A 26,112-nucleotide genomic window follows, 5' to 3' on the forward strand; every position below is an offset into this window, starting at 1 on the left:
TGCCCCTTGCGCCGGTCGGTGTGCCGGTCAGTCCCGGTTCTGTACGTGCTGGTAGCCGAAGCGGCCCTTGATGCACAGGTTGCCGTGGGTCACCGGGTTGTCGTGCGGAGAGGTGACCTTGACGATCTCATTGTCCTGCACATGGAGCGTGAGGTTGCAGCCCACACCGCAGTAGGCGCACACCGTCGTCGTCTCCGTCTGCCGCTCTTCGTCCCAGGTGCCCGCCGCCCGCATGTCGTACTCCGACTTGAAGGACAGGGCGCCCGTGGGGCACACCTCGATGCAGTTGCCGCAGTACACGCACGCCGAAGCGGTCAGCGGGCCGTCGTGCTCGACCGAGATCCGGGCGTCGAAGCCGCGGCCGGAGACCGCGATGGCGAAGCTGTTCTGCCACTGGTCGCCGCAGGCGTCCACGCACTTGTAGCAGAGGATGCACTTGCCGTAGTCGCGTACGTAGAGGTCGTTGTCGACACGTGGTTCCTCGTCGACGCGGGCCGCGTCCGGGCCGAAGCGATCCGGTTTCGCCTCGTAATCCTTGATCCACCGACCGGCGTGGGGGGTCGTGGAGAGGTCGACCGAGGAGGCGAGGAGTTCCAGGACGACCTTGCGGCTGTGCCGGGCGCGCTCGGTGTCCGTGCGCACCACCATGCCGGGCTCCGCCCTGCGCGAGCAGGCGGGTGCGAGAGTCCTGGCGCCCTCGACGTCCACGACGCAGACCCTGCAGGCGTTCTTCGGGGTGAGCGTGTCGCCCTCGCACAGGGTCGGGACGTCCTTCCCGGCGGCCCGGCAGGCGTCCAGGATCGTGGACCCCTCCGGGACCCTGGCCTCCTGCCCGTCGAGGGTGAACTCCACCAGACGGCGCGGCACTCCGAGCGGTATCGCGGTCATTCGTACGCCCCCAGACGGTCGATGGCGGATTCCACGGCGTTCCACGCGGTCTGCCCGAGACCGCAGATCGAGGCGTCCCGCATCGCGCGGCCGACCTCGCGCAGCAGGGCGATGTCGTCGGCCGCCGCGGCGCCCGTGCGGTCGGCGATCCGGTGCAGCGCCTCCTCCTGGCGCACGGTCCCGACCCGGCACGGCACGCACTGCCCGCACGACTCGTCGCGGAAGAACTCGGCGATGCGCAGCAGGAGGCGGGGGAGCGGGACCGTGTCGTCGAAGGCCATGACGACGCCGGAGCCCAGGGTCGTGCCCGCCGCGCGCGTGCCTTCGAAGGTGAGCGGGATCTCCAGCTCGTCGGGGCGGACGAAACCGCCGGCCGCGCCGCCGAGCAGCACCGCGCGCAGGCTGTCGCGGACGCCGGCGAGGGTGAGCAGCTCGCCGAGCGTCGCGCCGAAGGGGAGTTCGTAGACACCGGGGCGGGCCACGGTGCCGGACACGCAGAACAGCTTCGGGCCGGTGGATGTCGGCGTGCCGATCGCGGCGTACGCCTCGGCGCCCATCGTCAGAATCGGCAGGACGTTGACCAGCGTCTCGACGTTGTTCTCCACCGTGGGTTTGCCGAACAGGCCCTTCTCGACCGGGAACGGCGGCTTGGAGCGGGGCTCGCCGCGGTGGCCCTCGATGGAGTTGAACAGGGCCGTCTCCTCGCCGCAGATGTACGCGCCGGCGCCGCGCCGGATCTCGATGTCGAAGGCGTAGCCCTGGCCGAGGACGTCGTCGCCGAGCAGGCCGCGGGCGCGGGCCTGCTCGACGGCATGGGTGAGGCGGGCCAGCGCGCGGGGGTACTCGCCACGGAGGTAGAGGTAGCCCTGGTGGGCGCCGGTCGCGTAGGCCGCGATCGTCATCGCCTCGACGAGGGCGTACGGGTCGCCCTCCATGAGAACGCGGTCCTTGAAGGTGCCCGGTTCGGACTCGTCGGCGTTGCAGACGAGGTAGTGCGGATGGTCGGGCTGGGCGGCCGTCGCCTGCCACTTGCGGCCGGTGGGGAAGGCGGCGCCGCCGCGGCCGACCAGGCCGGCGTCCGTGACCTCGCGGATGACGGCGGCGGGGCCGAGGGCGAAGGCGCGGCGGAGGGCGGTGTAGCCGCCGTGGGCGCGGTAGTCGTCCAGGGAGGCGGGGTCTGTGGTGCCGATGCGGTGGAGGAGGGTGAGGGTGGGGTCGCCGGACTGGGGGACCGCCAGGGAGGGGGCGGGTTCGGTGGGGGCGGTTTCGGGGCCGGTGGCGGTTCGGACCGCCGTGCCGGGGGTCGCGGGGGCGCATACGGCCGTCGCGTGGAGGGCGGGCCGCCCCCGCCGCCCCTTCCCTGTCCCGTCCCCGGAGGCTGCCGCCCCCGGACCCCCGCTTTCGGCCTGGACGGCCTCGTCCTCAAACGCCGGACGGGCTGAAGTGTCCTCCTGCGCCGGAGCGGTTGAAGTGTCCTCCTGCGCCGGACCGGCCAGGGCACCCGCCCGGATCGTCAAGGTTGCCGGGGCCCGTTCGCACAGGCCCAGGCACGGTGAGCGCTCGACCTTCACGCCGCTCCGGGGGCCCAGCCGTGACTCCACGGCCGCGCACAACTCGCTCGCCCCCGCCGCCGCGCACGCCAGGTCCGTGCAGACGTGCAGGACCGTGGCCGGGCGGGGGCGGACCGAGAACATGGCGTAGAAGGTGGCCACCCCGTACGCCTCGGCCGGAGGGACGGTCAGGCGGCGGCACACGTAGTCCAGGGCGCCCTCGCTGATCCACCCGACCCGGTCGTTGAGCGCGTGCAGGGCCGGCAGGAGCTGGTCGCGGCGGTCCCGGGCCCCGCGGCCGCCGCGCGCCCATCTGAGGTCGGCGTCGGAGCGGTCCGCGCCCTCCCAGGGGGACTCGGGCGGCCCCAGCAGGGCGTCGACGGCGGCGCGTTCCTCGTCCGTCGGTTTGCTGTCACCGAAGCGCAGGTCCACCGGTGCTCACCTTCTCGATCCGGATCGCCGAGGCCTTGAACTCCGCCGTCCCGGCGATCGGGCAGTTGGCCTCGATCGTCAGCTGGTTGGTGTCCACCTCGTCGGGAAAGTGGAAGCTCATGAAGGCCAGTCCGGGGCGCAGGGCCGTGTCGACCCAGACGGGCGCGAGCAGTGAACCGCGCCGGGAGGTGACCCGGACCTCCTCGCCGACGACGACCCCGTAGCGTTCGGCGTCCTCCGGACAGAGTTCGACGGACTCCCCGCGGCGCAGGGGAGAGGAGTAACCGCCGCTCTGCACCCCCGTGTTGTAGGAGTCGAGGCGGCGTCCGGTGGTCAGGCGGATCGGGTACTGCTCGTCGGTCAGGTCCACCGGCGGGTCGTGCCGGACGAGACCGAAGGGGGCCCGGCGGCCCCGGTCGACAGGATCCGGGGCCCACAGCCTGCCGTGCAGGTACGTCGGTTCCAGGTCCTCCGTGCTCGGGCACGGCCACTGGATGCCCTGGTGCTCCTCCAGGCGGGCGTACGTCATGCCGTGGTGGTCGGGGGAGAGGGAACGCAGCTCGTTCCAGACCGCCTCCGCGTCGGCGTACTTCCAGTCGTGACCCAGGCGGGCCGCGAGGTCGCAGAGGATGTCGATGTCCTCGCGGGCCTCACCCGGCGGCGTGACCGCCCTGCGGACGCGTTGTACGCGCCGTTCGCTGTTGGTGGTGGTGCCCTCGGTCTCCGCCCAGCCGGCGGTCGCCGGGAGGACCACGTCGGCCAGTTCGGCGGTCTTCGTGAGGAAGATGTCCTGGACGACGAGGAAGTCCAGGGCGCGCAGGCGGCGTACCGCCTGTTCGGCGTCGGCCTCGGACTGGGCAGGGTTCTCCCCGATGCAGTAGACGGCGCGGAGGGTGCCGTCGTCCATGGCCTCGAACATCTCGGTCAGGGTGAGGCCGTGGTGGGGCTCGACCACCGTGTCCCAGGCCGTCTCGAACTTCCGGCGGACCTCCGGATCGAGCACGTCCTGGAAGCCGGGGAGGCGGTTGGGGATGGCGCCCATGTCGCCGCCGCCCTGCACGTTGTTCTGGCCGCGCAGCGGCTGCAGGCCGGAGCCGTAGCGGCCGACGTGGCCGGTGAGCAGGGAGAGGTTGATCAGGGCGCGCACGTTGTCCGTGCCGTTGTGGTGTTCGGTGATGCCGAGGGTCCAGCACAGCTGGGCGCGCTCGGCGCGGGCGTAGGCGTGCGCCAGTTCGCGGATGGCGCCGGCCGGTACGCCCGTCACCTTCTCGGCGAGAGAGAGGGTCCAGGGTTCGACCAGGGCCTTGTAGTCGTCGTAGCCCGTGGTCGCGCGGTCGATGAACGCCTCGTTGGACAGGCCGGCGTGGATGATCTCGCGGCCGACCGCGTGCGCCAGCGGGATGTCGGTGCCGACGTTCGGGCCGAGCCAGCTCTCCGCCCACTCGGCGGTCGACGTGCGGCGCGGGTCCACCGCGTACATGCGGGCGCCGCCCCGGATGCCCTTCAGGACGTGCTGGAAGAAGATCGGGTGCGCGAAGCGGGCGTTGGAGCCCCACATCACGATGACGTCGGTGTGCTCGACCTCCTCGTAGGAGGAGGTGCCGCCGCCCGAGCCGAAGGCGGCGGACAGGCCCGCGACGCTCGGGGCGTGGCAGGTGCGGTTGCAGGAGTCGACGTTGTGGGTGCCCATCACCACCCGGGCGAACTTCTGCGCCACGTAGTTCATCTCGTTGGTCGCCCGCGCGCAGGAGAACATTCCGAACGCGCCGCGCGCCGCGGCCAGGCCCCGCGCCGTGCGGTCCAGGGCCTCCTCCCAGGTCGCCCGGCGGAAGGGCTCGTCGCGCGAGTCCCGGACCAGGGGGTGGGTGAGCCGGGTGTAGGTCTTGGGGGTTCGGTCGTGTTTCCTCATGCGGCGCTCCTCAGCGCGAGCAGGTCCGACAGGGCGTGCACGGTGCGCAGGGTGGGCACCGGGACCCCGGTGATCTCCGCCAGCTCGACGACGGCCGCGAGCAGTACGTCGAGTTCGAGCGGCTTGCCGCGCTCCAGGTCCTGGAGCGTGGAGGTGCGGTGGTCGCCGACCTTCTCGGCACCCGCGAGCCGGCGTTCGATGGAGACGCCGACCTCGCAGCCGAGGGCCGCGGCGACCGCCAGCGTCTCGGCCATCATGGTCTCGATGACCTCGCGGGTGCCGCCGTGCCGGCACATCTGGCGCATGGTGGCCCGGGCCAGGGCGCTGATCGGATTGAAGGAGATGTTGCCCAGCAGCTTCAGCCAGATGTCGGCGCGCAGGTCGGGTTCGACCGGGCACTTCAGGCCGCCCGAGCGCATCGCCTCGCTGAACGCCAGACACCGCGCCGACACCTCCCGGCCGGGCTCGCCGATCGAGAACCGGGTGCCTTCCACATGCCGTACGACGCCCGGCTGTTCCAGTTCGGTGGCCGCGTACACGACGCAGCCGACGGCCCGTTCGGGCGCGAGCACCGCACTGACCGCGCCGGCCGGGTCCACGCTTTCGAGACGGCGCCCGTCCCAGGGACCGCCGTGCCGGTGGAAGTACCACCAGGGGATGCCGTTCTGAGCGGCCACGACCGCCGTGGAGTCGTGCAGGAGCGGCTCGACCAGCGGCCCGCACGCCGCGTACGAGTTCGCCTTCAGACCCAGGAACACGTAGTCGACCGGGCCGACCTCGGCCGGGTCGTCGGTGGCGCGCGGGTGCGCGGTGAAGTCGCCGCGCGGGCTGCGCACCCGTACTCCGTACTGCCTCATGGCCGCCAAATGCGGTCCACGGGCGATGAGATGCACGTCGGCGCCCGCACGGTGGAGCGCGGCGCCGACGTAGGCGCCGATCGCCCCGGCGCCGAGGACTGCGACTTTCATGGCGGGAGAGCTCCGTTCGGTCGAGGGATACCGAGGAACCGGGAGTGAAGGTCGACGGAGTCTCGATGATGTCGACGAAATATTGTCTACAGTATGGAGGTTGGGGGCGGCAAGGCCTTGTGCAGCAGTGGTGGTGGTCCGTAGTCGCGTGTTCGGCTTCTGTAGTTGTCCGCTCAACAGTCTTCTCAAGCGCTTTCCGGATGCCTACGGTTGGGGACCCATGAGTCCCCCCGTCGCACCCCCGGGCTGGAGCCGCTGGCTCGTTCCCCCGGCCGCTCTCTCGGTCCACCTCTCCATCGGGCAGGCCTACGCCTGGTCCGTGTTCAAACCGCCCCTGGAGTCCGCGCTCGGCCTCAGCGGCACGCAGAGCGCGCTGCCCTTCCAGCTCGGCATCGTCATGCTCGGTCTGTCCGCCGCGTTCGGCGGCACGCTCGTGGAACGGCACGGGCCGCGCTGGGCGATGACCGTCGCCCTGGTCTGCTTCTCGTCCGGTTTCCTGCTCTCCGCGCTCGGTGCGGCGGTGGAGCAGTACTGGCTGATCGTCCTCGGCTACGGCTTCGTCGGCGGGATCGGCCTCGGTATCGGTTACATCTCGCCCGTCTCCACGCTGATCAAGTGGTTCCCGGACCGGCCCGGCATGGCCACCGGCGTCGCCATCATGGGCTTCGGCGGTGGCGCGCTCATCGCCTCGCCCTGGTCGGCGCAGATGCTGAAGTCCTTCGGCACCGACAACTCGGGCATCGCCCTCGCCTTCCTCGTCCACGGACTGACGTACGCCGTCTTCATGCTGCTCGGCGTGCTGCTGGTGCGGGTGCCGCGGCCAAGGGAACGGGCGGACGGGCGGCCCGCGCCGCTCGAAGGCGTCCAGGTCTCGGCGCGCTCGGCCGTGCGCACCCCGCAGTTCTGGCTGCTGTGGATCGTGCTCTGCATGAACGTCACGGCCGGCATCGGCATCCTGGAGAAGGCCGCGCCGATGATCCGGGACTTCTTCGCCGACACCTCCACACCGGTGTCGGCCACCGCGGCGGCCGGTTTCGTGGCGCTGCTGTCGGCGGCCAACATGGCGGGCCGCCTCGGCTGGTCGTCCGCCTCAGACCTGATCGGACGCAAGAACATCTACCGCGTGTACCTCGGCGTCGGCGCGCTGATGTACACCCTGATCGCACTGTTCGGCGACTCCTCCAAGCCGCTGTTCGTCCTGTGCGCACTGGTCGTCCTGTCCTTCTACGGCGGCGGCTTCTCCACCGCCCCTGCCTACCTCAAGGACCTCTTCGGCACCTACCAGGTCGGCGCGATCCACGGACGGCTGCTCACCGCCTGGTCGCTGGCCGGCGTCCTCGGGCCGCTCATCGTGAACTGGATCGCCGACCACCAGGAGGAGGCCGGACGGCACGGCTCGGCGCTGTACGGCACGTCCTTCCTCATCATGATCGGGCTGCTGGTCGTCGGCTTCGTCGCCAACGAACTGATCCGGCCCGTGCACGCCCGGCACCACGAACCCGCCGCCACCGTCCCCGCGCAGCCCGCGCAGAAGGAGGGCAACGATGTCAGCCGACAGCAGCCAGAGTCCGCCTGACGCGGCCGGACCGGCCGACCGGCGGCCGCTGATCGCCTTCACCTGGCTCTGGGTGGGCGCGCCGCTCGCCTACGGGCTGTACGAACTCGTCCGGAAGGCGACCCAGCTCTTCACCGGATGAGGGCGGGGCAGGAAAGCGGCCACGGCCGACGGCGGCGGAGGATGCTGACCGAAGCCGACAAGCCGGGCGCCGGTTTCCTGTCGCAACACCTGCCGTCGTACCCGTCGGTCACTGATCACACTGGTGGATCCCGTACCCCGAGGCAGCGAGGACTCCACCCATGCACCACGGCTCCCGCATCACCGCCGTCGGCCACTACCAGCCCGCCAGGATTCTCACCAACGAGGATCTGGCGGGCACGGTCGACACCAGCGACGAGTGGATCACAAGCCGGGTGGGCATCCGTACGCGCCGGATCGCCGGACCCGACGAGCCGGTCGACGAGCTGGCCGGCCACGCCGCCGCGAAGGCGCTCGCGGCGGCCGGGCTGACCCCCGCCGACGTGGACTTGGTCGTGGTCGCCACCTCCACCGCGATCGACCGCTCCCCGAACACCGCCGCCCGCGTCGCGGCCCGCCTCGGCATCCCCGGGCCCGCCGCGCTGGACCTCAACGTCGTGTGCGCCGGCTTCACCCACGCCCTGGCCACCGCCGACCACGCGGTACGGGCCGGATCCTCGAGCCGGGCCCTGGTCGTCGGCGCGGACAAGATGTCCGAGGTCGTCGACTGGACCGACCGCAGCACCTGTGTGCTGGTCGGCGACGGGGCGGGGGCCGCCGTCGTCGAGGCGTGCACGCCGGGCGAGGAGGCCGGGATCGGGCCGGTGCTGTGGGGGTCGGTGCCCGAGATGGGCAACGCCGTCCGCATCGAGGGGACACCGCCGCGGTTCGCGCAGGAGGGACAGAGCGTCTACCGCTGGGCGACCACCCGGCTGCCCGCCATCGCGCGCCAGGCCTGCGAGCGGTCCGGCCTCGCGCCGGCCGATCTCGCCGCGGTCGTCCTGCACCAGGCCAACCTGCGCATCATCGAACCCCTCGCCGCGAAGATCGGCGCCGTGAACGCCGTCGTCGCCCGCGACGTGGTGGAGTCCGGCAACACGTCGGCGGCGAGCATCCCCCTCGCCCTGTCCAAGCTGGTCGAACGGGGCGAGATCACCAGCGGGGACCCGGTGCTGCTCTTCGGTTTCGGCGGCAACCTCTCCTACGCGGGACAGGTCGTCCGCTGCCCCTGATCGCCCCGGCCACCCCCGCGATGTGTCGCGGTCTACACACCGGCACGGCCGGAGTGCGCCGTAGACTGTAGACGAAAGACAATCAATACTGCGCGTACGAGTGTTGCGCGTACTGGTTGTGTGCCGGCCGTCGAGGGGGGACAGATGTTGTCCGCAGGACTGCCGCAGGGCGCGGTGCCCAAGCTGGAGCGGCCCGGCCCGTTGCGGGACCGTGTCTACGAGGCGCTGCTCGAACTCATCACCACGCGGGCCCTCCAGCCGGGCCAGCACCTCGTGGAGAGCGAACTCGCCGGCCACCTCGGGGTCTCGAGGCAGCCGGTGCGCGAGGCGCTGCAGCGACTCAACACCGAGGGCTGGGTCGATCTGCGCCCCGCGCAGGGCGCGTTCGTGCACGAGCCGACGGAGGCGGAGGCCGACCAGCTCCTGACCGTACGCACGCTCCTGGAGGCCGAGGCGGCGCGGCTCGCCGCGGCCAACGCCTCCAGCGCCGGCATCGCCGCGCTGGAGGAGCTGTGCGCGGAGGGGGAGCGGGCCGTCGCCGCCGAGGACGTGGACGCCGCGGTCGCCTTCAACGCCCGGTTCCACCGCAAGGTCATGGAGCTGGCGGGCAACACCGTCCTCGCCGAACTCGCCGCACAGGTCGACCGCCGGGTCCGCTGGTACTACACCCCGGTCGCCCGGCAGCGCGGCCGGCAGTCCTGGATCGAGCACCGCAAGCTGATCGCCGCCATCACCGAGCGGGACGAGCAGGCGGCGACCCGGCTGATGCGCGAGCACACGGAACACACCCGGCGTTCGTACCACGCCCGCGGGGAATCCTGAGGTCGGAGCCCGTTCAGGGCTCGTTCGGAGCTTGTGCGCAGGCCGCCCGGCAGGTTCGCCGGGCGGCCTTGTCGTGTGCGGGCCTGTCCGACGCCGCACCCTTCTTTGTCCACTCAGTGGAGAAAGTTCGCGGCAATTACTGCGTAACTTCTTCCCACACCCGGCGCCCACTGCTACGTTCCCTCCGAAAGCAAGCCACTGGACGAGGCCGGAGGACCGGCACACTCACAGCCGATTGAGGCGGGGAGGGGCTCGTGAGACGCATGACCGCACGACCCGCGAACGCCCACCAAGCGCGACTTCTTCAGCTGTTGCGCGACGGTGGGCCCAACTCCCGCGCCCAGCTCGGCGACCAGGTCGACCTCTCGCGGTCGAAACTGGCCGTCGAGGTGGACCGGCTGCTGGAGACCGGACTCGTCGTCGCCGACGGACTCGCCGCCTCGCGCGGCGGGCGCCGCAGCCACAACGTCCGGCTCAATCCCGAACTGCGGTTCCTCGGCGTCGACATCGGCGCGACCTCGGTCGACGTCGCCGTCACCAACGCCGAGCTGGAGATCCTCGGGCACATCAACCAGCCCCTGGACGTGCGCGAGGGTCCGGTCGCGGTCTTCGAGCAGGTGTTGTCGATGGCCGCCAAGCTGCGGGCCTCCGGGCTCGCGGAGGGCTTCGACGGCGCCGGCATCGGCGTCCCGGGACCGGTCCGCTTCCCCGAGGGCGTGCCGGTGGCGCCGCCGATCATGCCGGGCTGGGACGGCTTCCCCGTGCGGGAGGCACTCAGCCAGGAACTCGGCTGCCCCGTCATGGTCGACAACGACGTGAACCTGATGGCGCTGGGCGAGCAGCACGCGGGCGTCGCCCGCACCCAGCACGACTTCCTCGTCGTCAAGATCGGTACCGGCATCGGCTGCGGCATCGTCGTCGGCGGGGACGTGTACCGCGGGACCACGGGCAGTGCGGGCGACATCGGGCACATCCAGGCCGTGCCCGACGGACGTCAGTGCGCCTGCGGCAACCGCGGCTGCCTGGAGGCCCACTTCAGCGGCGCGGCCCTGGCCCGCGACGCCACGGAGGCCGCCCAGCAGGGGCAGTCGGCCGAACTCGCGAACCGGCTGGAGGCGAACGGCGGCCTCAGTGCCGCCGACGTCGCCGCCGCGGCCGCCGCGGGCGACGCCACCGCGCTGGAGCTGATCAGGGAGGGCGGCCGCAGCACCGGCCAGGTCATCGCCGGCCTAGTCAGCTTCTTCAACCCCGGCCTGGTGGTGATCGGCGGCGGGGTGACCGGCCTCGGCCACAACCTGCTCGCCGCGATCCGCACCCAGGTCTACCGCCAGTCGCTGCCCCTGGCGACCGGCAACCTGCCCATCGTCCTGGGGGAGTTGGGCCCCACCGCCGGAGTCATCGGCGCGGCCCGGCTGATCAGCGACCACCTGTTCTCACCCGCGTAGCGCTCGGTTTCTCACTCGCGTAGCACCCGTTCGGTTCCGCAGCTCCACCAGCACGGCGCTCTACCCCGTCATGCCCTGTTCCGCATCACCGTCACCCGCTTCGCCACGCCCTGCTCCGCTCTGCCCTGACACCGGCCCGCAAGCCCGCCGAGGGGATCTCACATGGCACCAGAACCACCGCTGCTCAGCATGTCCGGCATCACCAAGTCGTTCCCCGGAGTCCGGGCCCTCGACGGCGTCGACCTCGACGTCCAGGCCGGCGAGGTGCACTGCCTCCTCGGCCAGAACGGCGCCGGGAAGTCCACCCTCATCAAGGTGCTGGCCGGCGCCCACCAGCCCGACACCGGCACCATCCGCTGGCGCGGGGAGGACGTCACCCTGCGCTCGCCGATCGCCGCCATGCGCCTGGGCATCGCCACCATCTACCAGGAACTCGACCTGGTCGAGCACCTGTCGGTCGCCGAGAACGTCCACCTCGGCCACGAACCGACCGCCGCCGGCTTCGTCGTACGGGGCAGGGCGGCCAAGGCGTCGACGGCCGCGCTGCTCAAGCGACTCGGGCATCCCGAGGTCGACCCCGGGCGGCTGGTCGGGGAACTGCCGGCGGCGCAGCAGCAGATCGTCTCCATGGCGCGGGCGCTGTCGCACGACGTACGGCTGATCGTGATGGACGAGCCGTCCGCCGCGCTCGACCCGGACGAGGTCGACAACCTCTTCCGCATCGTCGCGGACCTCACCGCCGACGGAGTCGCCGTCGTCTACATCTCGCACCGTCTGGAGGAGATCCGCCGCATCGGCGACCGGGTCACCGTCCTCAAGGACGGCCGGGCCGTCGCCGGCGGACTGCCCGCCGAGTCCACGCCCACTCGCGAGGTGGTGGCGCTGATGACCGGACGCAACGTCGAGTACGTCTTCCCCGAGCGGCCGGCCGAACCACCCGTGGCCGAAGCCGTGCTGAAGGTCGAAGGGCTTTCCCGCGAGGGCGAGTTCGCACCGCTCGACCTCGAAGTGCGGCCCGGTGAGATCGTCGGCCTCGCAGGGCTCGTCGGCTCCGGCCGCTCCGAGATCCTGGAGACGGTCTACGGCGCACGCAAGGCGACCACCGGACGGGTCCTCGTCGGCGGGCAGCCGCTCAGGCCCGGCAGCGTCCGGGCCGCCGTACGGGCCGGGCTCGGGCTCGCCCCCGAGGAACGCAAGGCCCAGGCCCTGCTGATGCTCGAGTCCGTCACCCGCAACGTGTCGGTCTCCGCCATGTCCCGCTTCTCGCGCGGCGGCTGGATCGACCACGGCGCCGAACTCGGCGCGGCCCGAGAGGCCACCCGCGAGCTGTCGCTGCGGCCCGACAACCCGGCCGTGCCCGTGCGCACCCTGTCCGGCGGCAACCAGCAGAAAGCGGTGCTCGCCCGCTGGCTGCTCCGCGGCTGCCGGGTCCTGCTGCTCGACGAGCCCACCCGCGGCGTCGACGTGGGCGCCCGCGCCGAGCTGTACGCCGTCGTCCGGCGCCTCGCCGACGAGGGCCTCGCCGTGCTGCTGGTCTCCAGCGAGGTGCCCGAGGTGCTGGGGCTGGCCGACCGCGTACTGGTGCTGCGGGAGGGCCGCGTCGTGCACGAGGCCCCCGCCCGCGAACTCGACGAACCCCGCGTACTCGACCTCGTGATGGAAGGAAGCCCGGCGTCATGACGCAGCACGTGTCCCCGCCACGGGGCGGCACCGACAAGGCGGCACCGGTGGAAGGGCCGCCCGCCTGGCGGGTCCGGTTGGGCCGCGCCGACGTCCGCACCCTCACCCTGCTCGGCGTGCTCGCCGTCCTGGTCCTCATCGGCGGCATCACCCAGCCCGACTCGTTCCTCGACACCCGCAACCTCCAGCTGGTGCTCACCCAGGCGTCCGTGATCGGCGTCGTCACCGTCGGCATGACCTTCGTCATCGTCTCCGGCGGCATCGACCTGTCCGTCGGCGCCATCGTCGCCCTCTCCTCGGTGTGGGCGACCACGGTCGCCACCCAGGAGTACGGGTTCTTCGGCATCCTCTTCACGGCGGTCGTGGTGGGCGTGGGCTGCGGACTGGTCAACGGGGTGCTGATCGCCTTCGGCCAGATGGTCCCGTTCATCGCCACCCTCGCCATGCTCGCCTCGGCGCGCGGCCTCGCCCTGCAGATCACCGACGGCCGCACCCAGGTCGTCACGGTCCCGGGCGTCCTCGACCTCGCCGAGCGCGACTCGTACGTGCTCGGCATACCTCCGCTGGTCATGGTCTTCGCGGCCGTCACCGTCATCGGCTGGCTGGTGCTCAACCGCACCACCTTCGGACGGCGCACCGTCGCCGTCGGCGGCAACGCCGAGGCAGCCCGGCTGGCCGGCATCGACGTCCGCCGCCAGCGCCTCTACCTCTACCTGCTGTCCGGGCTGTGCTGCGGCATCGCCGCCTTCCTGCTGATCGCCCTCGCCGGCTCCGGCCAGAACACCAACGGCAACCTCTACGAACTCGACGCCATCGCCGCCGCGATCATCGGCGGAACGCTGCTGACCGGCGGCCGGGGCCACATCCTCGGCTCCGTGCTCGGCGTCCTTATCTTCACCACGATCACCAACATCTTCGCCCTGAACAACCTGCAGACCGACGTGCAGCAGATCGCCAAGGGCGCGATCATCGTCGCCGCCGTGCTGGTCCAGCGCCGTACCGCAAGCACGCATTGAGGAAAGGGTTCACCGTCATGACGAAGCTCACGAGTCGCAGAGGGCTGCTCTTCTCAGCCGCCGCCGTGTCGGCCGGTGCCGTCCTCACGGGGTGCACCAGCAACGACCCCGACGGCGGCGACGACAAGGCCGCCGCGGACACCCAGCCGGCCGCCGACGACAAGCCCGGCAAGCCCGTCACCATCGGCTACGCCGGTCCGCAGGCCGACCACGGCTGGCTCAACGCCGTCAACGACCAGGCCAAGAAGCGCGCCGAGAAGTACTCCGAGGTCACCCTGGAGGTCACCGAGGGCTCCAACGACACCGCGCAGCAGATCGGCCAGATCGAGACCCTCATCAACAAGAAGGTCGACGTCCTGGTCATCCTGCCGGCCGACGGCAAGGCCCTCACCCAGGTCGGTCTGAAGGCGATGCGGGCGGGCATCCCCGTCATCAACCTCGACCGGATCTTCAACAGCCCCCAGGCCTACCGCTGCTGGGTCGGCGGCGACAACTACGGCATGGGACTCAACGCCGCCCATTACATCGGCGAGAAGCTCAAGGACAAGTCGGACGCCAAGGTCATCGAGCTGGCCGGCATCGACAACCTGGAACTGACCCAGCAGCGCACCCAGGGCTTCGACGACGGCCTGAAGAACTACCCGAACATCAAGAAGGTGGCCCGCCAGGCCGCCGAGTTCACCGTCGAGTCCGGCCAGGCCAAGATGGCCCAGCTGCTGCAGGCCCAGTCGGACTTCGACGCCCTGTGGAACCACGACGACGACCAGGGTGTGGGCGCCCTGCGCGCCATCGAGCAGGCCGGCCGCGACGACTTCCTGATGGTCGGCGGCGCGGGCGCGCTCTCCGCCTTCCAGGCCATCAAGGCGGACAGCGGCGTCCTGAAGGCGACGGTGCTCTACCCGCCGACCATGGCCGCCTCCGCGATCGACCTGGCCCGCGCCCTCGGCCAGGGCAAGGGCGTCAGCGGCCTCGCCGAGTTCGAGATCCCCTCGACCGTCACCTGCTACTCGGCCGTCGTCGACAAGGACAACGTCGACCAGTACATGCCCACGGGCTTCAAGTGAGGGCCGCCGTCCCGGCGGCGGCCCGACCAGCCGCCGCCGGGACGGGGCCCACCCCCACCGCGCCACCACGACGAGGAGGACATCCGCATGGGACAGCCGCAGCAGCCCGAGGGGGCCGGCAGCGAGGAGGCAGCCGCCGGGACCGGCAGCGGGACCGATACCGGGACCACTGCCGGGACCGGTGCGGCGACGGGGGCGTCCGCGACCAGACCGCCCCTGCGCGTCGGCATGGTCGGCTACGCCTTCATGGGTGCCGCCCACTCCCAGGGCTGGCGCACCGCGGGCCGGGTCTTCGACCTGCCGCTGAACCCCGTACTGGCCGCGGTCTGCGGGCGGGACGCCGACGCCGTCCGCCTCGCGGCCGACCGGCACGGCTGGGCGAGCACCGAGACCGACTGGCGGACCCTGGTCGAACGGGACGACATCGACCTCGTCGACATCTGCACCCCCGGCGACAGTCACGCCGAGATCGCCCTGGCCGCACTCGCCGCCGGCAAACACGTCCTGTGCGAGAAGCCGCTGGCCAACACCGTCGAGGAGGCGCAGGAGATGACCCGCGCCGCCGAGCAGGCCGGGGCACGCGGACAGCTGGCCATGGTCGGGTTCAACTACCGCCGGGTGCCGGCCACCGCGCTGGCCCGGCGGATGGTCGCCGAAGGACGTGTCGGCCGGCTGCGGCACCTCAGGGTGACGTACCTCCAGGACTGGCTGGTGGACCCGAAGGCCCCGCTCACCTGGCGGCTGCGCAAGGAACTGGCAGGATCGGGCGCGCTCGGCGACCTGGGCGCCCACATCGTCGACCTCGCCCAGTACCTGTCCGGCCAGCGGATCGCGGGCGTCTCCGCCCTCACCGAGACCTTCGTACGGGAACGCCCGCTGCCCGCCGGTGCCCCCCGGGGCCTGTCCGCGGGCTCGGCGGACGGGGTGACGGGACGGGTGACGGTGGACGACGCCGCCGTGTTCACCGGCCGTCTCACCTCCGGCGCCCTCGTCTCCTTCGAGGCCACCCGGTACGCCACCGGCCGCAAGAACGCCCTGCGCATCGAACTCAACGGGGAGCGCGGCTCGCTCGCCTTCGACCTGGAACGGCTCAACGAGCTGGAGTACCACGACGGCACCGAGCCCGGGGAGCACGCCGGTTTCCGTCGGATCCTTGTCACCGAACCCGAACACCCCTATCTGAACGCCTGGTGGCCGCCCGGCCACGGGCTCGGCTACGAGCACACCTTCGTGCACCAGGCGCGCGACCTCGTCCACGCCGTCGCCGAGGGCCGCGGGCCGGAACCCTCCTTCGCCGACGGGCTGCAGGTGCAGCGCGTGCTCGCGGCCGTGGAGGAGAGCGCAGAGAAGAACTCCGTCTACACCCCGATCGCCCCCATCGCACTCTGAGGAGGCCGGCAGCGACATGCCACGCAACTTCACGCTCTTCACCGGACAGTGGGCGGACCTGCCGCTGGAGGAGGTCTGCCGCCTCGCCCGCGACTTCGGCTACGACGGCCTGGAACTCGCCTGCTGGGGCGACCACTTCGAGGTCGACAAGGCCCTCGCCGACCCCTCCTACGTGGACTCCCGCCACCAGCTGCTCGACAAGTACGGCCTCAAGTGCTGGGCGATCTCCAACCACCTGGTCGGCCAGGCCGTGTGCGACGCCATCATCGACGAGCGCCACGAGGCCATCCTGCCCGCCCGCATCTTCGGCGACGGCGACGCGGAGGGCGTACGGCAGCGCGCCGCGGCCGAGATCAAGGACACCGCACGGGCCGCCGCCCGGTTCGGCGTCGACACCGTCATCGGCTTCACCGGCTCGTCGATCTGGCACCTGGTCGCCATGTTCCCGCCCGCCCCCGAGTCGATGATCGAGCGCGGCTACCAGGACTTCGCGGACCGCTGGAACCCGATCCTGGACGTCTTCGACGCCGAAGGCGTGCGGTTCGCGCACGAGGTGCACCCCAGTGAGATCGCCTACGACTACTGGACCACGCACCGCGCGCTGGAGGCGGTCGGCCACCGGCCGGCCTTCGGCCTCAACTTCGACCCCTCGCACTTCGTGTGGCAGGACCTCGACCCCGTCGGCTTCCTGTGGGACTTCCGCGACCGCATCTACCACGTCGACTGCAAGGAGGCCCGCAGGCGCCTCGACGGCCGCAACGGACGGCTCGGCTCCCACCTGCCGTGGGGCGACCCGCGGCGCGGCTGGGACTTCGTGTCGGCCGGACACGGCGACGTCCCCTGGGAGGACGTGTTCCGCATGCTGCGCTCCATCGACTACCAGGGACCCGTCTCCGTCGAGTGGGAGGACGCCGGCATGGACCGGCTGCAGGGGGCACCGGAAGCCCTCACCCGGCTGAAGGCCTTCGACTTCGAGCCGCCCAGCGCGTCCTTCGACGCGGCCTTCAACAGCTGATCCTGAGGTTCGACCGCAGGTCAGGACCGGGGACCGGCCGCCACGCCGGTGCCCGGTCCGGGCTGCCCGAATCCTGCTTTGTCCTGAGTTGGGAAAAAGTTGAATCAGCCACGGTCCAAGGGGTGTTGGCCCCGGAAGAACGCGGTTACCGTCCCTGAAGTGTCCAGGACACTCACGCCTCCGGGGTGACGGCGCACCCCGGCGCCCGCATCGCACGTCTTCGCACCCATCCCAGTACGGCCCACCCCGTTCCCGGAGGGACTTCGTGCACAGAACCAGACTCAAAGGCACCGGCACCACCAGGCGCCCCGGACTCCGCACCACCCTCGCCCTGTTCACCGGCCTGCTGCTGGCCGTGGGCACCCCGGCTACCGTCGCCGGCGCCCACCCGGGCCACCCGGAGCACGACGAGACGGCGGCCGCCGCCGAAGGGCAGTTCCAGCAGGTACCGCTCGCCAAGGGCGAGCCCGAGATGGGCGAGCCGATGTCGCTCGCCGTCCTCCCCGACCGCAGCGTCCTGCACACCGCCCGCGACGGCACACTGCGCCTGACCGACCAGGGCGGCGTCACCAAGGTCGCCGGCAAGATCCCCGTCTACAACCACGACGAGGAGGGCCTGCAGGGCGTCGGCATCGACCCGGACTTCGAGAACAACCGGGCGATCTACCTCTACTACGCCCCGCCGCTCGACACGCCCGCGGGCGACGCCCCGGAGAACGGCACCGCCGAAGACTTCAAGCCCTTCGACGGCGTCAACCGCCTCTCCCGCTTCGTCCTCAACCCCAACGGCACGCTGGACATGTCCAGCGAGAAGAAGGTCCTGGACGTCGCGGCCTCCCGAGGCACCTGCTGCCACGTCGGCGGCGACATCGCCTTCGACGCCGAGGGCAACCTCTACCTCTCGACCGGCGACGACACCAACCCGTTCGCCTCCGACGGCTACACGCCGATCGACGAGCGCGCCGACCGCAACCCGGCCTTCGACGCCCGCCGCAGCGCCGGCAACACCAACGACCTGCGCGGCAAGCTGCTGCGCATCAAGGTCGCCGAGGACGGCTCGTACACCATCCCGGAGGGCAACCTCTTCGAGCCCGGCACCGAGAAGACCCGGCCCGAGATCTACGCGATGGGCTTCCGCAACCCGTTCCGGATCAGCGTCGACAAGAAGACCGGAACGGTCTACGTCGGCGACTACGGTCCCGACGCGGGTGCCGCCGACCCGAAGCGCGGCCCGGCGGGACAGGTCGAGTTCGCCAAGGTCACCAAGGCCGCCAACTTCGGCTGGCCCTTCTGCACCGGCGACAACGACCCGTACGTCGACTACGACTTCGCCACCGGCACCTCCGGCGAGACCTTCGACTGCGCTGCTCCGAAGAACACCTCGCCGCACAACACCGGTCTCACCGACCTGCCGCCCGCGCAGGCCGCGTGGATCCCGTACGACGACGACTCCGTGCCCGAGTTCGGCAGCGGCTCCGAGTCCCCGATGGGCGGCCCGGTCTACCGCTACGACCCGGAGCTCGACTCCAGCGTCAAGTTCCCCGAGGAGTACGACGGGGACTTCTTCGCCGGTGAGTTCGGCCGCCGGTGGATCAAGCGCATCGAGCAGAACGAGGACGGCTCGGTCGCGAAGATCAACGACTTCCCGTGGACCGGCACCCAGATCATGGACATGGAGTTCGGCCCCGACGGCGCGCTCTACGTCCTGGACTACGGCCTGTCCTGGTTCCAGGGCGACAAGGACTCCGCCCTGTACCGGATCGAGAACGCCGCGGACGGTTTCTCGCCGATCGCCGAGGTGAGCGCGAACAAGACCTCCGGCGCGGCCGGACTGAAGGTCGCCTTCACCGCCACCGCCAAGGACGCCGACTCCCCGGACCTCACCTACAGCTGGGACTTCGGCGACGGCACCAAGGGCGAGGGCCTCATGCCCACCCACAAGTACAAGAAGGTCGGCACCTACACCGCGACCTTCACCGCCAAGGACCCCGAGGGCAACACCGGCAACGCCAGTGTCCGCATCGTGGTCGGCAACACCGAGCCCAAGGTGGTCATCGAGACCCCCGGCAACGGCACCCTGCTCCCCATGGGGCAGCCCATCCCCTTCAAGGTGAAGGTCACCGACCCCGAGGAGACGATCGACTGCTCCAAGGTCAAGGTCGCCTACAGCCTCGGCCACGACTCCCACGCCCACGAGCTGACCAGTGAGATGGGCTGTGAGGGCACCCTCAATCCGCCGCCGGGCGACGGCGGCCACGACCCCAACGCCGACATCTACGGCGTCGTCGGCGCCAGCTACACCGACGGTGGGGCCAACGGCCAGGAAGCCCTGACCGGCACCGCCCGAACCGTCATCCAGCCCCCGCACCGCCAGGCCGAGCACTTCTCCGCCCAGCAGGGCGTGTCGCCGATCGACAAGACCGGCGCCAACGGCGGCAAGACCGTCGGCGACATCAACGACGGAGACTGGATCTCCTTCAGCCCCTACAAGTTCGACGGGCAGAAGAAGCTGACCGTACGGGCCTCCTCCGGCGGCGCCGGCGGCTACGTCGAGCTGCGCACCGGTTCGCCCACCGGCCCGCTGCACGGCTCCGCGTACATCCCGCCGACCGGCAGCTGGGAGACCTTCCAGAACGTCGACGTGCCGCTGCGGGCCCTGCCCAAGAAGACCACCGACATCTACCTGGTCTTCAAGGGCGGCGAGGGCGCGCTGTTCGACATCGACGACTTCGAGTTCTCCAAGGAGCCGTTCAAGGCCGGCAAGAAGGTCCTGGTCTTCTCCAGGACCGCGGGCTTCCGCCACGACTCCATCCCGGCGGGCATCGCCGCCCTGAAGGAGCTGGGCACCCCGGCCGGCATCTCCGTCACCGCGACCGAGGAGGCCGGGCAGTTCACCACGGCCAACCTGGCCAAGTACGACGCGGTGGCCTTCCTGTCCACCACCGGTGACGTACTCGACGCCGATCAGCAGACGGCGTTCGAGAACTACGTCAAGAACGGCGGCGGCTACATGGGCATCCACGCCGCCGCCGACACCGAGTACGACTGGGAGTTCTACGGCGGCCTCGTCGGCGCCTACTTCGACTCGCACCCGGCCATCCAGAAGGCCACCGTCCGCGTCGAGGACCACGACCACCCGGCCACCGCGCACCTGGACGACGCCTGGGAGCGCACCGACGAGTGGTACAACTACCGCACCAACCCGCGTGAGCAGGCCAAGGTCCTCGCCACCCTGGACGAGACCACCTACCAGGGCGGCAACATGAAGGGCGACCACCCGATCGCCTGGTGCCAGAACTACGGCGGCGGCCGCTCCTTCTACACCGGCATGGGCCACACCAAGGAGTCCTACGCCGACGAGGCCTTCCGCAAGCACCTGCTCGGCGGCATGCAGTACGCCACCGGCCAGGTCAAGGCCGACTGCAAGCCCGGCAAGGGTTACCGGGACATCTTCAACGGCCAGACCCTGGAAGGCTGGAAGCAGGCCGGCCCCGGCAAGTTCAACGTCAAGGACGGCGTACTGGAGTCCGAGGGCGGCATGGGCCTGCTCTGGTACCAGGCCAAGGAGCTGAAGTCGTACTCCCTCAAGCTCGACTGGAAGATGCGGGGCGACGACAACTCCGGCGTCTTCGTGGGCTTCCCGGCCTCCGACGACCCCTGGTCCGCGGTGAACAAGGGCTACGAGATCCAGATCGACGCCACGGACGCCGTGGACCGCACCACCGGTGCGATCTACACCTTCAAGGCGGCGAACATCAAGGCCCGCGACCAGGTGCTGCGGCCGCCCGGCCAGTGGAACTCCTACGAGATCAAGGTCCGCGGCGAACGCCTCCAGGTGTTCCTCAACGGAGTCAAGATCAACGACTTCACCAACAAGGACCCCGGGCGGAGCCTGACCGACGGCTACATCGGCCTGCAGAACCACGGCGCCGACGACCAGGTCTCCTTCCGTAACATCCAGCTCAAGGAACTGCCCTCCTAGGGCGAACCGCCCCCGAGGGGTGACCTCTTCCAGGGGCGCCCCACCCCTCGGGGCAACCGGAACGGCGGCGGGCGGAGGACGCCGGACCTCCGCCCGCCGTCCCCCGGCACGGCCCATCGCTCCCGGCCCAACCCCCTCCGGCCGTACCACCGCTCGTGTGTGCTCGACGCGCTCGACAAGGAGGCTGCCCATGTCCGCGTCCCCCTCTGCTTCCTCCCACGGCTCCCGTACCGGCGTCTGGCTGATCGGAGCCCGCGGTTCCGTCGCCACCACGGTGGTGGCCGGCTGCGCCGCCGTGACCGCGGGGCTGCACCCCGCGACCGGCATGGTCACCGAGACCCCCGACTTCGCCGACGCGGGGCTCCCCGCGCTCCCGTCCCTCGTCTTCGGCGGTCACGACACCGTGGACTGCCCCTTGCCCAAGCGGGCGGAGGCACTGGCCGCGGGGGGCGTGCTGCCGCACGGGCTGCCCTCGGCGGTGGGTGCCGAACTGGCCGCGGCCGACCGCGAGATACGCCCCGGCGGTCCGCTGCCCGGCGACACCCGGGACGACGAGGAACTGATCGCCGCGTTCGCCGCGGACATCACCGACTTCGCGCGGTGCTGCGGCGTGGACCGGACGGTGGTCGTGAACGTGGCCTCCACCGAGCCCGCGCCCACCGGGGGCAGCCTGCCGGCCAGCTCCCTCTACGCCGCCGCCGCCCTGCGCGCCGGCTGCCCGTACGTCAACTTCACCCCGTCGACCGGCCTGCACCACCCGGCTCTGGCCGCGCTTGCCGAGTCCTCGGGGGTGCCGTACGCCGGCCGGGACGGCAAGACGGGCCAGACCCTGCTGCGCTCGGTGCTGGGCCCGATGTTCGCGCAGCGGGCGCTGGCGGTTCGCGCCTGGTCGGGCACGAACCTGCTGGGCGGCGGCGACGGTGCCGCACTGGCCGACCCGGCCGCCGCCGCGGCGAAGAACGCCGGCAAGGAGCGGGTGCTGGCCGACACCCTGGGCGCGCCCGTGGAGGGCGAGGTCCACATCGACGACGTGCCCGCGCTCGGGGACTGGAAGACCGCCTGGGACCACATCGCCTTCGACGGCTTTCTCGGCGCCCGCATGATCCTCCAGACCACCTGGCAGGGCTGCGACTCGTCCCTCGCCGCGCCGCTCGTCCTCGACCTGGCCCGCCTGGTCGCCCGCGCCCACCAGAAGGGGCTGTCCGGCCCGCTCGGGGCACTGGGCTTCTACTTCAAGGACCCGGTGGGGGAGGGGCCGTCCGCCCTGTCCGAGCAGTACGGGGAGCTGAAACGCTTCGCCGGGCTGCTCCGGGATGCCGAGGACTCCGGTCGGGACAGGGACGCCGAGGACGGCGGGTTCCCCGGGGCCGTGGGAACCGGCGACGCCGACGAGCGCGGGGCGGGACGATGAGCCGCATCTGCGCCACCGCGCGGAACAGCACACGGGGTGCGTCCGCGACACGTGCGTCGGGTGGTGTGGCGGGTGAGGCGTCGAGTGGTGTGTCCGGTGGAGCGAATGCCCGTGCGTCGGGGGGCGCGGCGGAGACGCCGGGGCCGGCTTCCGCCGTCGCCGGACCGCCTCCCGGGGGCGCGGCAGCACTGCCCGCCCCCTCCTCCCGCGTCGGCGCATGGGCCGAACTCCTCCGCCTGCCCGCCCTGTTCACCGTCCCCGGCGACGCCCTGGCCGGCGCGGCCGCGAGCGGTGCGCGCCCCGGCCCCCGCACCCTGCTGGCCATCGGCTCCTCCCTGTGCCTGTACGAGGCCGGCATGGCCCTCAACGACTGGGCCGACCGCGCGGAGGACGCCGTCGAGCGTCCGCACCGTCCCCTCCCGTCCGGCCGCATCCGCCCCGCCACCGCACTCGCGGCCGCGGGTGCCCTCACCGGTGCCGGGCTCGCCCTGGCGGCCGGAGCGGGACGACCCGCCCTCACGATCGCCGCGCCCCTCGCGGCCACCGTCTGGGCCTACGACCTCACCCTGAAGCACACACCGGCCGGCCCCGCGGCCATGGCGGCGGCCCGCGGGCTCGACCTGCTCCTGGGCGCGGCCGCCACCGGGGGCGGCGCCCGGGCCGCGCTGCCCTCGGCCGCGCTGCTCGGCAGCCACACCCTCGCGGTCACGGCCGTCTCCCGCCGGGAGACCACCGGCGGTTCGGTCCTGGCCCCGCTGGCCGCCCTCGCGACGACGGGGGCGCTGACCGGCCTGGTCGCCCGCCGCCGCACCCGACTCCCGGCAGGTCGGCGGGCAGCAGCCGCCCCCGGCCTGCCGGGCTCCATCCCCGCGCCGGGTGTCGCCGACGTGCTCAGGACCGGGCTGAGCGCCGTCTACGCCGCGACGGCCGCACGCCCCTGCTTCCACGCCGTGCTCAACCCCTCGCCCCCGCTCACCCAACGCGCCGTGAGCGGTGGCATCCGGGCCACCATCCCGCTCCAGGCCGCGCTCGCCGCCCGCTCGGGTGCCGGCACCACGTCCCTCCTGGTCGCGGCCCTCGCCCCGGCCGGCCGGTGGTTCGCCGGACGGACCGCCATGAGGAAGGTGAGCATCACATGACCCCTGACAAGAACCAGGGACCGAACGAGACCCAGGTCGGTCCTGGCACCGGGGACACAGCGGCGCAGGAGACCGCCGCGCCCCCGCTGCGCTTCGGATACGGCACCAACGGCCTCGCAGACCTCCGGCTCGACGACGCCCTCGCCCTCCTCGCCGACCTGGGGTACGACGGCGTCGGCCTGACCCTCGACCACATGCATCTCGATCCGCTCGCCGACGACCTAGCCGCCCGCACCCGCCGGGTCGCGCGGCGACTGGACGCGCTCGGTCTTGGCGTGACGGTGGAGACGGGCGCCCGGTACGTGCTCGACCCGCGTCGCAAGCACGGTCCCTCCCTGCTCGACCCGGACCCGGAGGACCGCGCCCGCCGCAGCGACCTGCTCCTGCGTGCCGTCGACGTGGCCGCCGACCTCGGTGCTCACGCCGTGCACTGCTTCAGCGGCGTCACCCCGGCGGGCACGGACGAGGACACGGCGTGGAAGCGGCTGGCCGAGTCCCTCGCCCCGGTCCTGGACGCCGCCGCCGGCGCGGGCGTCCCCCTCGCCGTGGAACCCGAACCCGGGCACCTCCTCTCCACCCTCGCCGACTTCCACACTCTGCGCCGCACCCTCGGCGACCCCGAACCGCTGGGCCTCACCCTGGACATCGGCCACTGCCAGTGCCTCGAACCGCTCCCTCCCGCCGACTGCGTGCGCGCCGCCGCTCCCTGGCTGCGGCACGTGCAGATCGAGGACATGCGCCGCGGCGTCCACGAACACCTCCCCTTCGGCGACGGCGAGATCGACTTCCCGCCCGTCCTCGACGCCCTGGCCGCCACCGGCTACCAGGGCCTGACCGTCGTCGAACTGCCCCGCCACTCCCACGCGGGCCCCCACTTCGCCGAACGCTCCCTCCCGTTCCTGCGGCGCGCCGCACCGGCGACACCGTCCCGCACCAACCGCTCGGGCAAGCCCTCCGCCACCCACTGAAGGGAGCCACACCATGACGCAGCCACACGCCGCCCACGTCACCCCGGGCACCCAGGACGCGGACGGCGCCCCCGCCGGGCCCGAAGGACAGGCCGGACAGGCCGGAACGGACCAGGGCACCACCCCTGCCCACGTCCCGCCCGCCGAACTGCGCGCAGCCCTCACCACCCGCCTCGGCGGAGCCGCCCGCGCCTGGCTGGACCAGGCCCTCGACGAGGCCGCCGCCCACCCCGGCACCCACGGCCCCATATCGGTGTGGGAACTGCGCCTCGCCGAGGCCGGCCGCCGCTGCGGGCACGCCCACGCCGACGCCGCCCGCGTCCTCGTCCTGCACGCCGCCCAGGCCGACCCGGACACCCTGACCCGGGTCTACACCCAGGGCACCGCCGACGAACGCCGCGCCGTCCTGCACGCCCTGCCCCACCTGGTGCCGGGTCCGGACGCCCTGCCGCTCGTCGAGGACGCCCTGCGCACCAACGACACCCGGCTCGTCGCCGCCGCCCTCGGCCCCTACGCGGCCCGGCACCTCGACCCGCACCAGTGGCGGCACGCCGTACTGAAGTGCCTGTTCACCGGTGTTCCCGTCGACAGCGTGGCGGACCTCGCCCGCCGGGTCCGAGGGGACGACGACCTCGCCCGGATGCTCGCCGACTACGCCGCCGAACGGACCGCCGCGGGCCGCACCGTCCCCGAAGACCTGCACCGCGTCCTGGCCCTGACCGAGTCCGGACGCCCCGCGCCCGGCACGGCCGACCCCCACGGCAAGGAGTCCTGATGCGCATCTTCGACCCCCACATCCACATGACCTCCCGGACCACCGACGACTACGAGGCCATGCACGCCGCCGGCGTCCGCGCCGTCGTCGAACCCTCCTTCTGGCTGGGCCAGCCCCGCACCTCTCCCGACTCCTTCCGCGACTACTTCGACGCCCTGCTCGGCTGGGAGCCCTTCCGTGCCGCCCAGTACGGCATCGCCCACCACTGCACGATCGCCCTCAACCCCAAGGAGGCCAACGATCCCCGCTGCCTGCCCGTACTCGACGAACTGCCCCGCTATCTCGTCAAGGACCGGGTGGTCGCGGTCGGCGAGATCGGCTACGACTCGATGACGCCCGCCGAGGACACCGCCCTCGCCACCCAGCTCCAGCTCGCCGCCGACCACGGCCTGCCCGCCCTCGTACACACCCCGCACCGCGACAAGCTCGCCGGTCTGCGCCGCACCCTGGACGCGGTCCGGGAGTCCGCCCTGCCCATCGAGCGGGTGCTGGTCGACCACCTCAACGAGACCACCGTCAAGGAGGCCAAGGACAGCGGCGCCTGGCTCGGCTTCTCCGTCTATCCCGACACCAAGATGGACGAGGCCCGGATGGTCGCCCTGCTGCGGGAGTACGGCCCGAAGCAGGTGCTGGTGAACTCCGCCGCCGACTGGGGCCGGAGCGACCCGCTCAAGACGCGCAAGGTCGGCGACCTGATGCTCGCCGAGGGCTTCACCGAGGACGACGTGGACCGGGTGCTGTGGCGCAACCCAGTCGCCTTCTACGGACTGAGCGGACGCCTGGAACTCGATGTGACCGGGGGCGAGGCCACCCACGAGGGCAACTCCATCCTGCGCGGCGGGGAGTGAGTC

Annotated in this window: 20 protein-coding genes; 16 read left to right on the top strand and 4 right to left on the bottom strand. The window is 71.9% G+C overall.

Translation table 11 applies throughout. The annotated features are described in order from the left end of the window. Positions 1–27: 27 nt before the first annotated feature. The 4 genes from AB0P07_RS09325 to AB0P07_RS09340 are packed head-to-tail and all read right to left on the bottom strand — an operon-like array spanning position 28 to position 5,747. Positions 28–888, bottom strand: coding sequence for a 2Fe-2S iron-sulfur cluster-binding protein (locus AB0P07_RS09325; protein ID WP_365547369.1), 861 nt, complete (start codon positions 886–888; stop codon positions 28–30). Beyond that, a complete protein-coding gene (locus AB0P07_RS09330; RefSeq protein ID WP_365547372.1) occupies positions 885–2,870 on the bottom strand; it encodes an NAD(P)H-dependent oxidoreductase subunit E in 1,986 nt (661 codons plus the stop codon). Before AB0P07_RS09330 ends, AB0P07_RS09325 begins: the two co-directional genes overlap by 4 nt. Next, positions 2,851–4,779 carry a molybdopterin-dependent oxidoreductase gene (locus AB0P07_RS09335; RefSeq protein WP_365547375.1) on the bottom strand — a complete coding sequence of 643 codons (1,929 nt, stop codon included), beginning with the start codon at positions 4,777–4,779 and terminating at the stop codon, positions 2,851–2,853. The genes AB0P07_RS09330 and AB0P07_RS09335 overlap by 20 nt, the downstream gene beginning before the upstream one ends. After that, positions 4,776–5,747: a 2-dehydropantoate 2-reductase gene (locus AB0P07_RS09340; RefSeq protein WP_365547378.1), complete on the bottom strand. Its 972-nt coding sequence runs from the start codon at positions 5,745–5,747 to the stop codon at positions 4,776–4,778. The genes AB0P07_RS09335 and AB0P07_RS09340 overlap by 4 nt, the downstream gene beginning before the upstream one ends. A 220-nt stretch (positions 5,748–5,967) precedes the next feature. Between AB0P07_RS09340 and AB0P07_RS09345 the strand changes: the two genes are divergently transcribed. The 16 genes from AB0P07_RS09345 (at position 5,968) to AB0P07_RS09420 (ending at position 26,109) form a co-directional block, all read left to right on the top strand. Next, positions 5,968–7,323 carry an OFA family MFS transporter gene (locus AB0P07_RS09345; protein WP_365547381.1) on the top strand — a complete coding sequence of 452 codons (1,356 nt, stop codon included), beginning with the start codon at positions 5,968–5,970 and terminating at the stop codon, positions 7,321–7,323. Next, positions 7,292–7,444, top strand: a complete 153-nt coding sequence (locus AB0P07_RS09350; protein WP_164712728.1) for a hypothetical protein — start codon at positions 7,292–7,294, stop codon at positions 7,442–7,444. Before AB0P07_RS09345 ends, AB0P07_RS09350 begins: the two co-directional genes overlap by 32 nt. Positions 7,445–7,604: 160 nt before the next feature. Beyond that, on the top strand, positions 7,605–8,555 hold the full coding sequence (locus AB0P07_RS09355) for a beta-ketoacyl-ACP synthase III (RefSeq protein WP_365547384.1): 951 nt from the start codon (positions 7,605–7,607) through the stop codon (positions 8,553–8,555). Between the two features lie 144 nt (positions 8,556–8,699). Continuing rightward, positions 8,700–9,377, top strand: coding sequence for a GntR family transcriptional regulator (locus AB0P07_RS09360; protein ID WP_102929663.1), 678 nt, complete (start codon positions 8,700–8,702; stop codon positions 9,375–9,377). 263 nt (positions 9,378–9,640) lie between these two features. Then, on the top strand, positions 9,641–10,822 hold the full coding sequence (locus AB0P07_RS09365) for an ROK family transcriptional regulator (RefSeq protein ID WP_365547387.1): 1,182 nt from the start codon (positions 9,641–9,643) through the stop codon (positions 10,820–10,822). A gap of 162 nt (positions 10,823–10,984) precedes the next feature. Continuing rightward, positions 10,985–12,502, top strand: a complete 1,518-nt coding sequence (locus tag AB0P07_RS09370; RefSeq protein WP_365547390.1) for a sugar ABC transporter ATP-binding protein — start codon at positions 10,985–10,987, stop codon at positions 12,500–12,502. Beyond that, complete coding sequence (locus tag AB0P07_RS09375; RefSeq protein WP_061441382.1) at positions 12,499–13,518, top strand: ABC transporter permease; 1,020 nt, start codon at positions 12,499–12,501, stop codon at positions 13,516–13,518. The genes AB0P07_RS09370 and AB0P07_RS09375 overlap by 4 nt, the downstream gene beginning before the upstream one ends. Positions 13,519–13,535: 17 nt before the next feature. Then, on the top strand, positions 13,536–14,582 hold the full coding sequence (locus tag AB0P07_RS09380; protein ID WP_365547393.1) for a substrate-binding domain-containing protein: 1,047 nt from the start codon (positions 13,536–13,538) through the stop codon (positions 14,580–14,582). Between the two features lie 87 nt (positions 14,583–14,669). After that, entirely contained in the window at positions 14,670–15,971 is a 1,302-nt protein-coding gene (locus AB0P07_RS09385) for a Gfo/Idh/MocA family oxidoreductase (protein WP_365547396.1), read from the top strand. A gap of 16 nt (positions 15,972–15,987) precedes the next feature. Further along, the gene (locus AB0P07_RS09390; RefSeq protein ID WP_365547399.1) at positions 15,988–16,986 is read left to right on the top strand and encodes a sugar phosphate isomerase/epimerase family protein; all 999 of its coding nucleotides are present in this window, start codon (positions 15,988–15,990) and stop codon (positions 16,984–16,986) included. 265 nt (positions 16,987–17,251) lie between these two features. Next, complete coding sequence (locus tag AB0P07_RS09395) at positions 17,252–20,968, top strand: ThuA domain-containing protein (protein WP_365547401.1); 3,717 nt, start codon at positions 17,252–17,254, stop codon at positions 20,966–20,968. 190 nt (positions 20,969–21,158) lie between these two features. Beyond that, the gene (locus AB0P07_RS09400) at positions 21,159–22,379 is read left to right on the top strand and encodes an inositol-3-phosphate synthase (RefSeq protein ID WP_365547404.1); all 1,221 of its coding nucleotides are present in this window, start codon (positions 21,159–21,161) and stop codon (positions 22,377–22,379) included. An 89-nt stretch (positions 22,380–22,468) separates the two neighbouring features. Continuing rightward, on the top strand, positions 22,469–23,518 hold the full coding sequence (locus AB0P07_RS09405; protein ID WP_365547407.1) for an SCO3242 family prenyltransferase: 1,050 nt from the start codon (positions 22,469–22,471) through the stop codon (positions 23,516–23,518). Beyond that, positions 23,515–24,486, top strand: coding sequence for a sugar phosphate isomerase/epimerase family protein (locus tag AB0P07_RS09410; protein ID WP_365547410.1), 972 nt, complete (start codon positions 23,515–23,517; stop codon positions 24,484–24,486). The genes AB0P07_RS09405 and AB0P07_RS09410 overlap by 4 nt, the downstream gene beginning before the upstream one ends. A gap of 13 nt (positions 24,487–24,499) precedes the next feature. Then, positions 24,500–25,261 (top strand): EboA domain-containing protein, encoded by a 762-nt coding sequence (locus tag AB0P07_RS09415; RefSeq protein WP_365547413.1) that lies wholly within the window; start codon positions 24,500–24,502, stop codon positions 25,259–25,261. After that, on the top strand, positions 25,261–26,109 hold the full coding sequence (locus tag AB0P07_RS09420; protein WP_365547416.1) for a TatD family hydrolase: 849 nt from the start codon (positions 25,261–25,263) through the stop codon (positions 26,107–26,109). The genes AB0P07_RS09415 and AB0P07_RS09420 overlap by 1 nt, the downstream gene beginning before the upstream one ends. Positions 26,110–26,112 lie beyond the last annotated feature (3 nt).

Source organism: Streptomyces sp. NPDC085944, from assembly GCF_040686295.1.
Taxonomy (GTDB): domain Bacteria; phylum Actinomycetota; class Actinomycetes; order Streptomycetales; family Streptomycetaceae; genus Streptomyces; species Streptomyces salinarius.

Coding starts and splice junctions, on each gene's coding strand:
- AB0P07_RS09355 (WP_365547384.1), top strand. CDS start 7,605: ATGCACCACGGCTCCCGCATCACCGCCGTCGGCCACTACCAGCCCGCC.
- AB0P07_RS09415 (WP_365547413.1), top strand. CDS start 24,500: ATGACGCAGCCACACGCCGCCCACGTCACCCCGGGCACCCAGGACGCG.
- AB0P07_RS09375 (WP_061441382.1), top strand. CDS start 12,499: ATGACGCAGCACGTGTCCCCGCCACGGGGCGGCACCGACAAGGCGGCA.
- AB0P07_RS09325 (WP_365547369.1), bottom strand. CDS start 888: ATGACCGCGATACCGCTCGGAGTGCCGCGCCGTCTGGTGGAGTTCACC.
- AB0P07_RS09365 (WP_365547387.1), top strand. CDS start 9,641: ATGACCGCACGACCCGCGAACGCCCACCAAGCGCGACTTCTTCAGCTG.
- AB0P07_RS09360 (WP_102929663.1), top strand. CDS start 8,700: ATGTTGTCCGCAGGACTGCCGCAGGGCGCGGTGCCCAAGCTGGAGCGG.
- AB0P07_RS09390 (WP_365547399.1), top strand. CDS start 15,988: ATGCCACGCAACTTCACGCTCTTCACCGGACAGTGGGCGGACCTGCCG.
- AB0P07_RS09335 (WP_365547375.1), bottom strand. CDS start 4,779: ATGAGGAAACACGACCGAACCCCCAAGACCTACACCCGGCTCACCCAC.
- AB0P07_RS09380 (WP_365547393.1), top strand. CDS start 13,536: ATGACGAAGCTCACGAGTCGCAGAGGGCTGCTCTTCTCAGCCGCCGCC.
- AB0P07_RS09350 (WP_164712728.1), top strand. CDS start 7,292: ATGTCAGCCGACAGCAGCCAGAGTCCGCCTGACGCGGCCGGACCGGCC.
- AB0P07_RS09400 (WP_365547404.1), top strand. CDS start 21,159: ATGTCCGCGTCCCCCTCTGCTTCCTCCCACGGCTCCCGTACCGGCGTC.
- AB0P07_RS09370 (WP_365547390.1), top strand. CDS start 10,985: ATGGCACCAGAACCACCGCTGCTCAGCATGTCCGGCATCACCAAGTCG.
- AB0P07_RS09385 (WP_365547396.1), top strand. CDS start 14,670: ATGGGACAGCCGCAGCAGCCCGAGGGGGCCGGCAGCGAGGAGGCAGCC.
- AB0P07_RS09410 (WP_365547410.1), top strand. CDS start 23,515: ATGACCCCTGACAAGAACCAGGGACCGAACGAGACCCAGGTCGGTCCT.
- AB0P07_RS09345 (WP_365547381.1), top strand. CDS start 5,968: ATGAGTCCCCCCGTCGCACCCCCGGGCTGGAGCCGCTGGCTCGTTCCC.
- AB0P07_RS09340 (WP_365547378.1), bottom strand. CDS start 5,747: ATGAAAGTCGCAGTCCTCGGCGCCGGGGCGATCGGCGCCTACGTCGGC.
- AB0P07_RS09420 (WP_365547416.1), top strand. CDS start 25,261: ATGCGCATCTTCGACCCCCACATCCACATGACCTCCCGGACCACCGAC.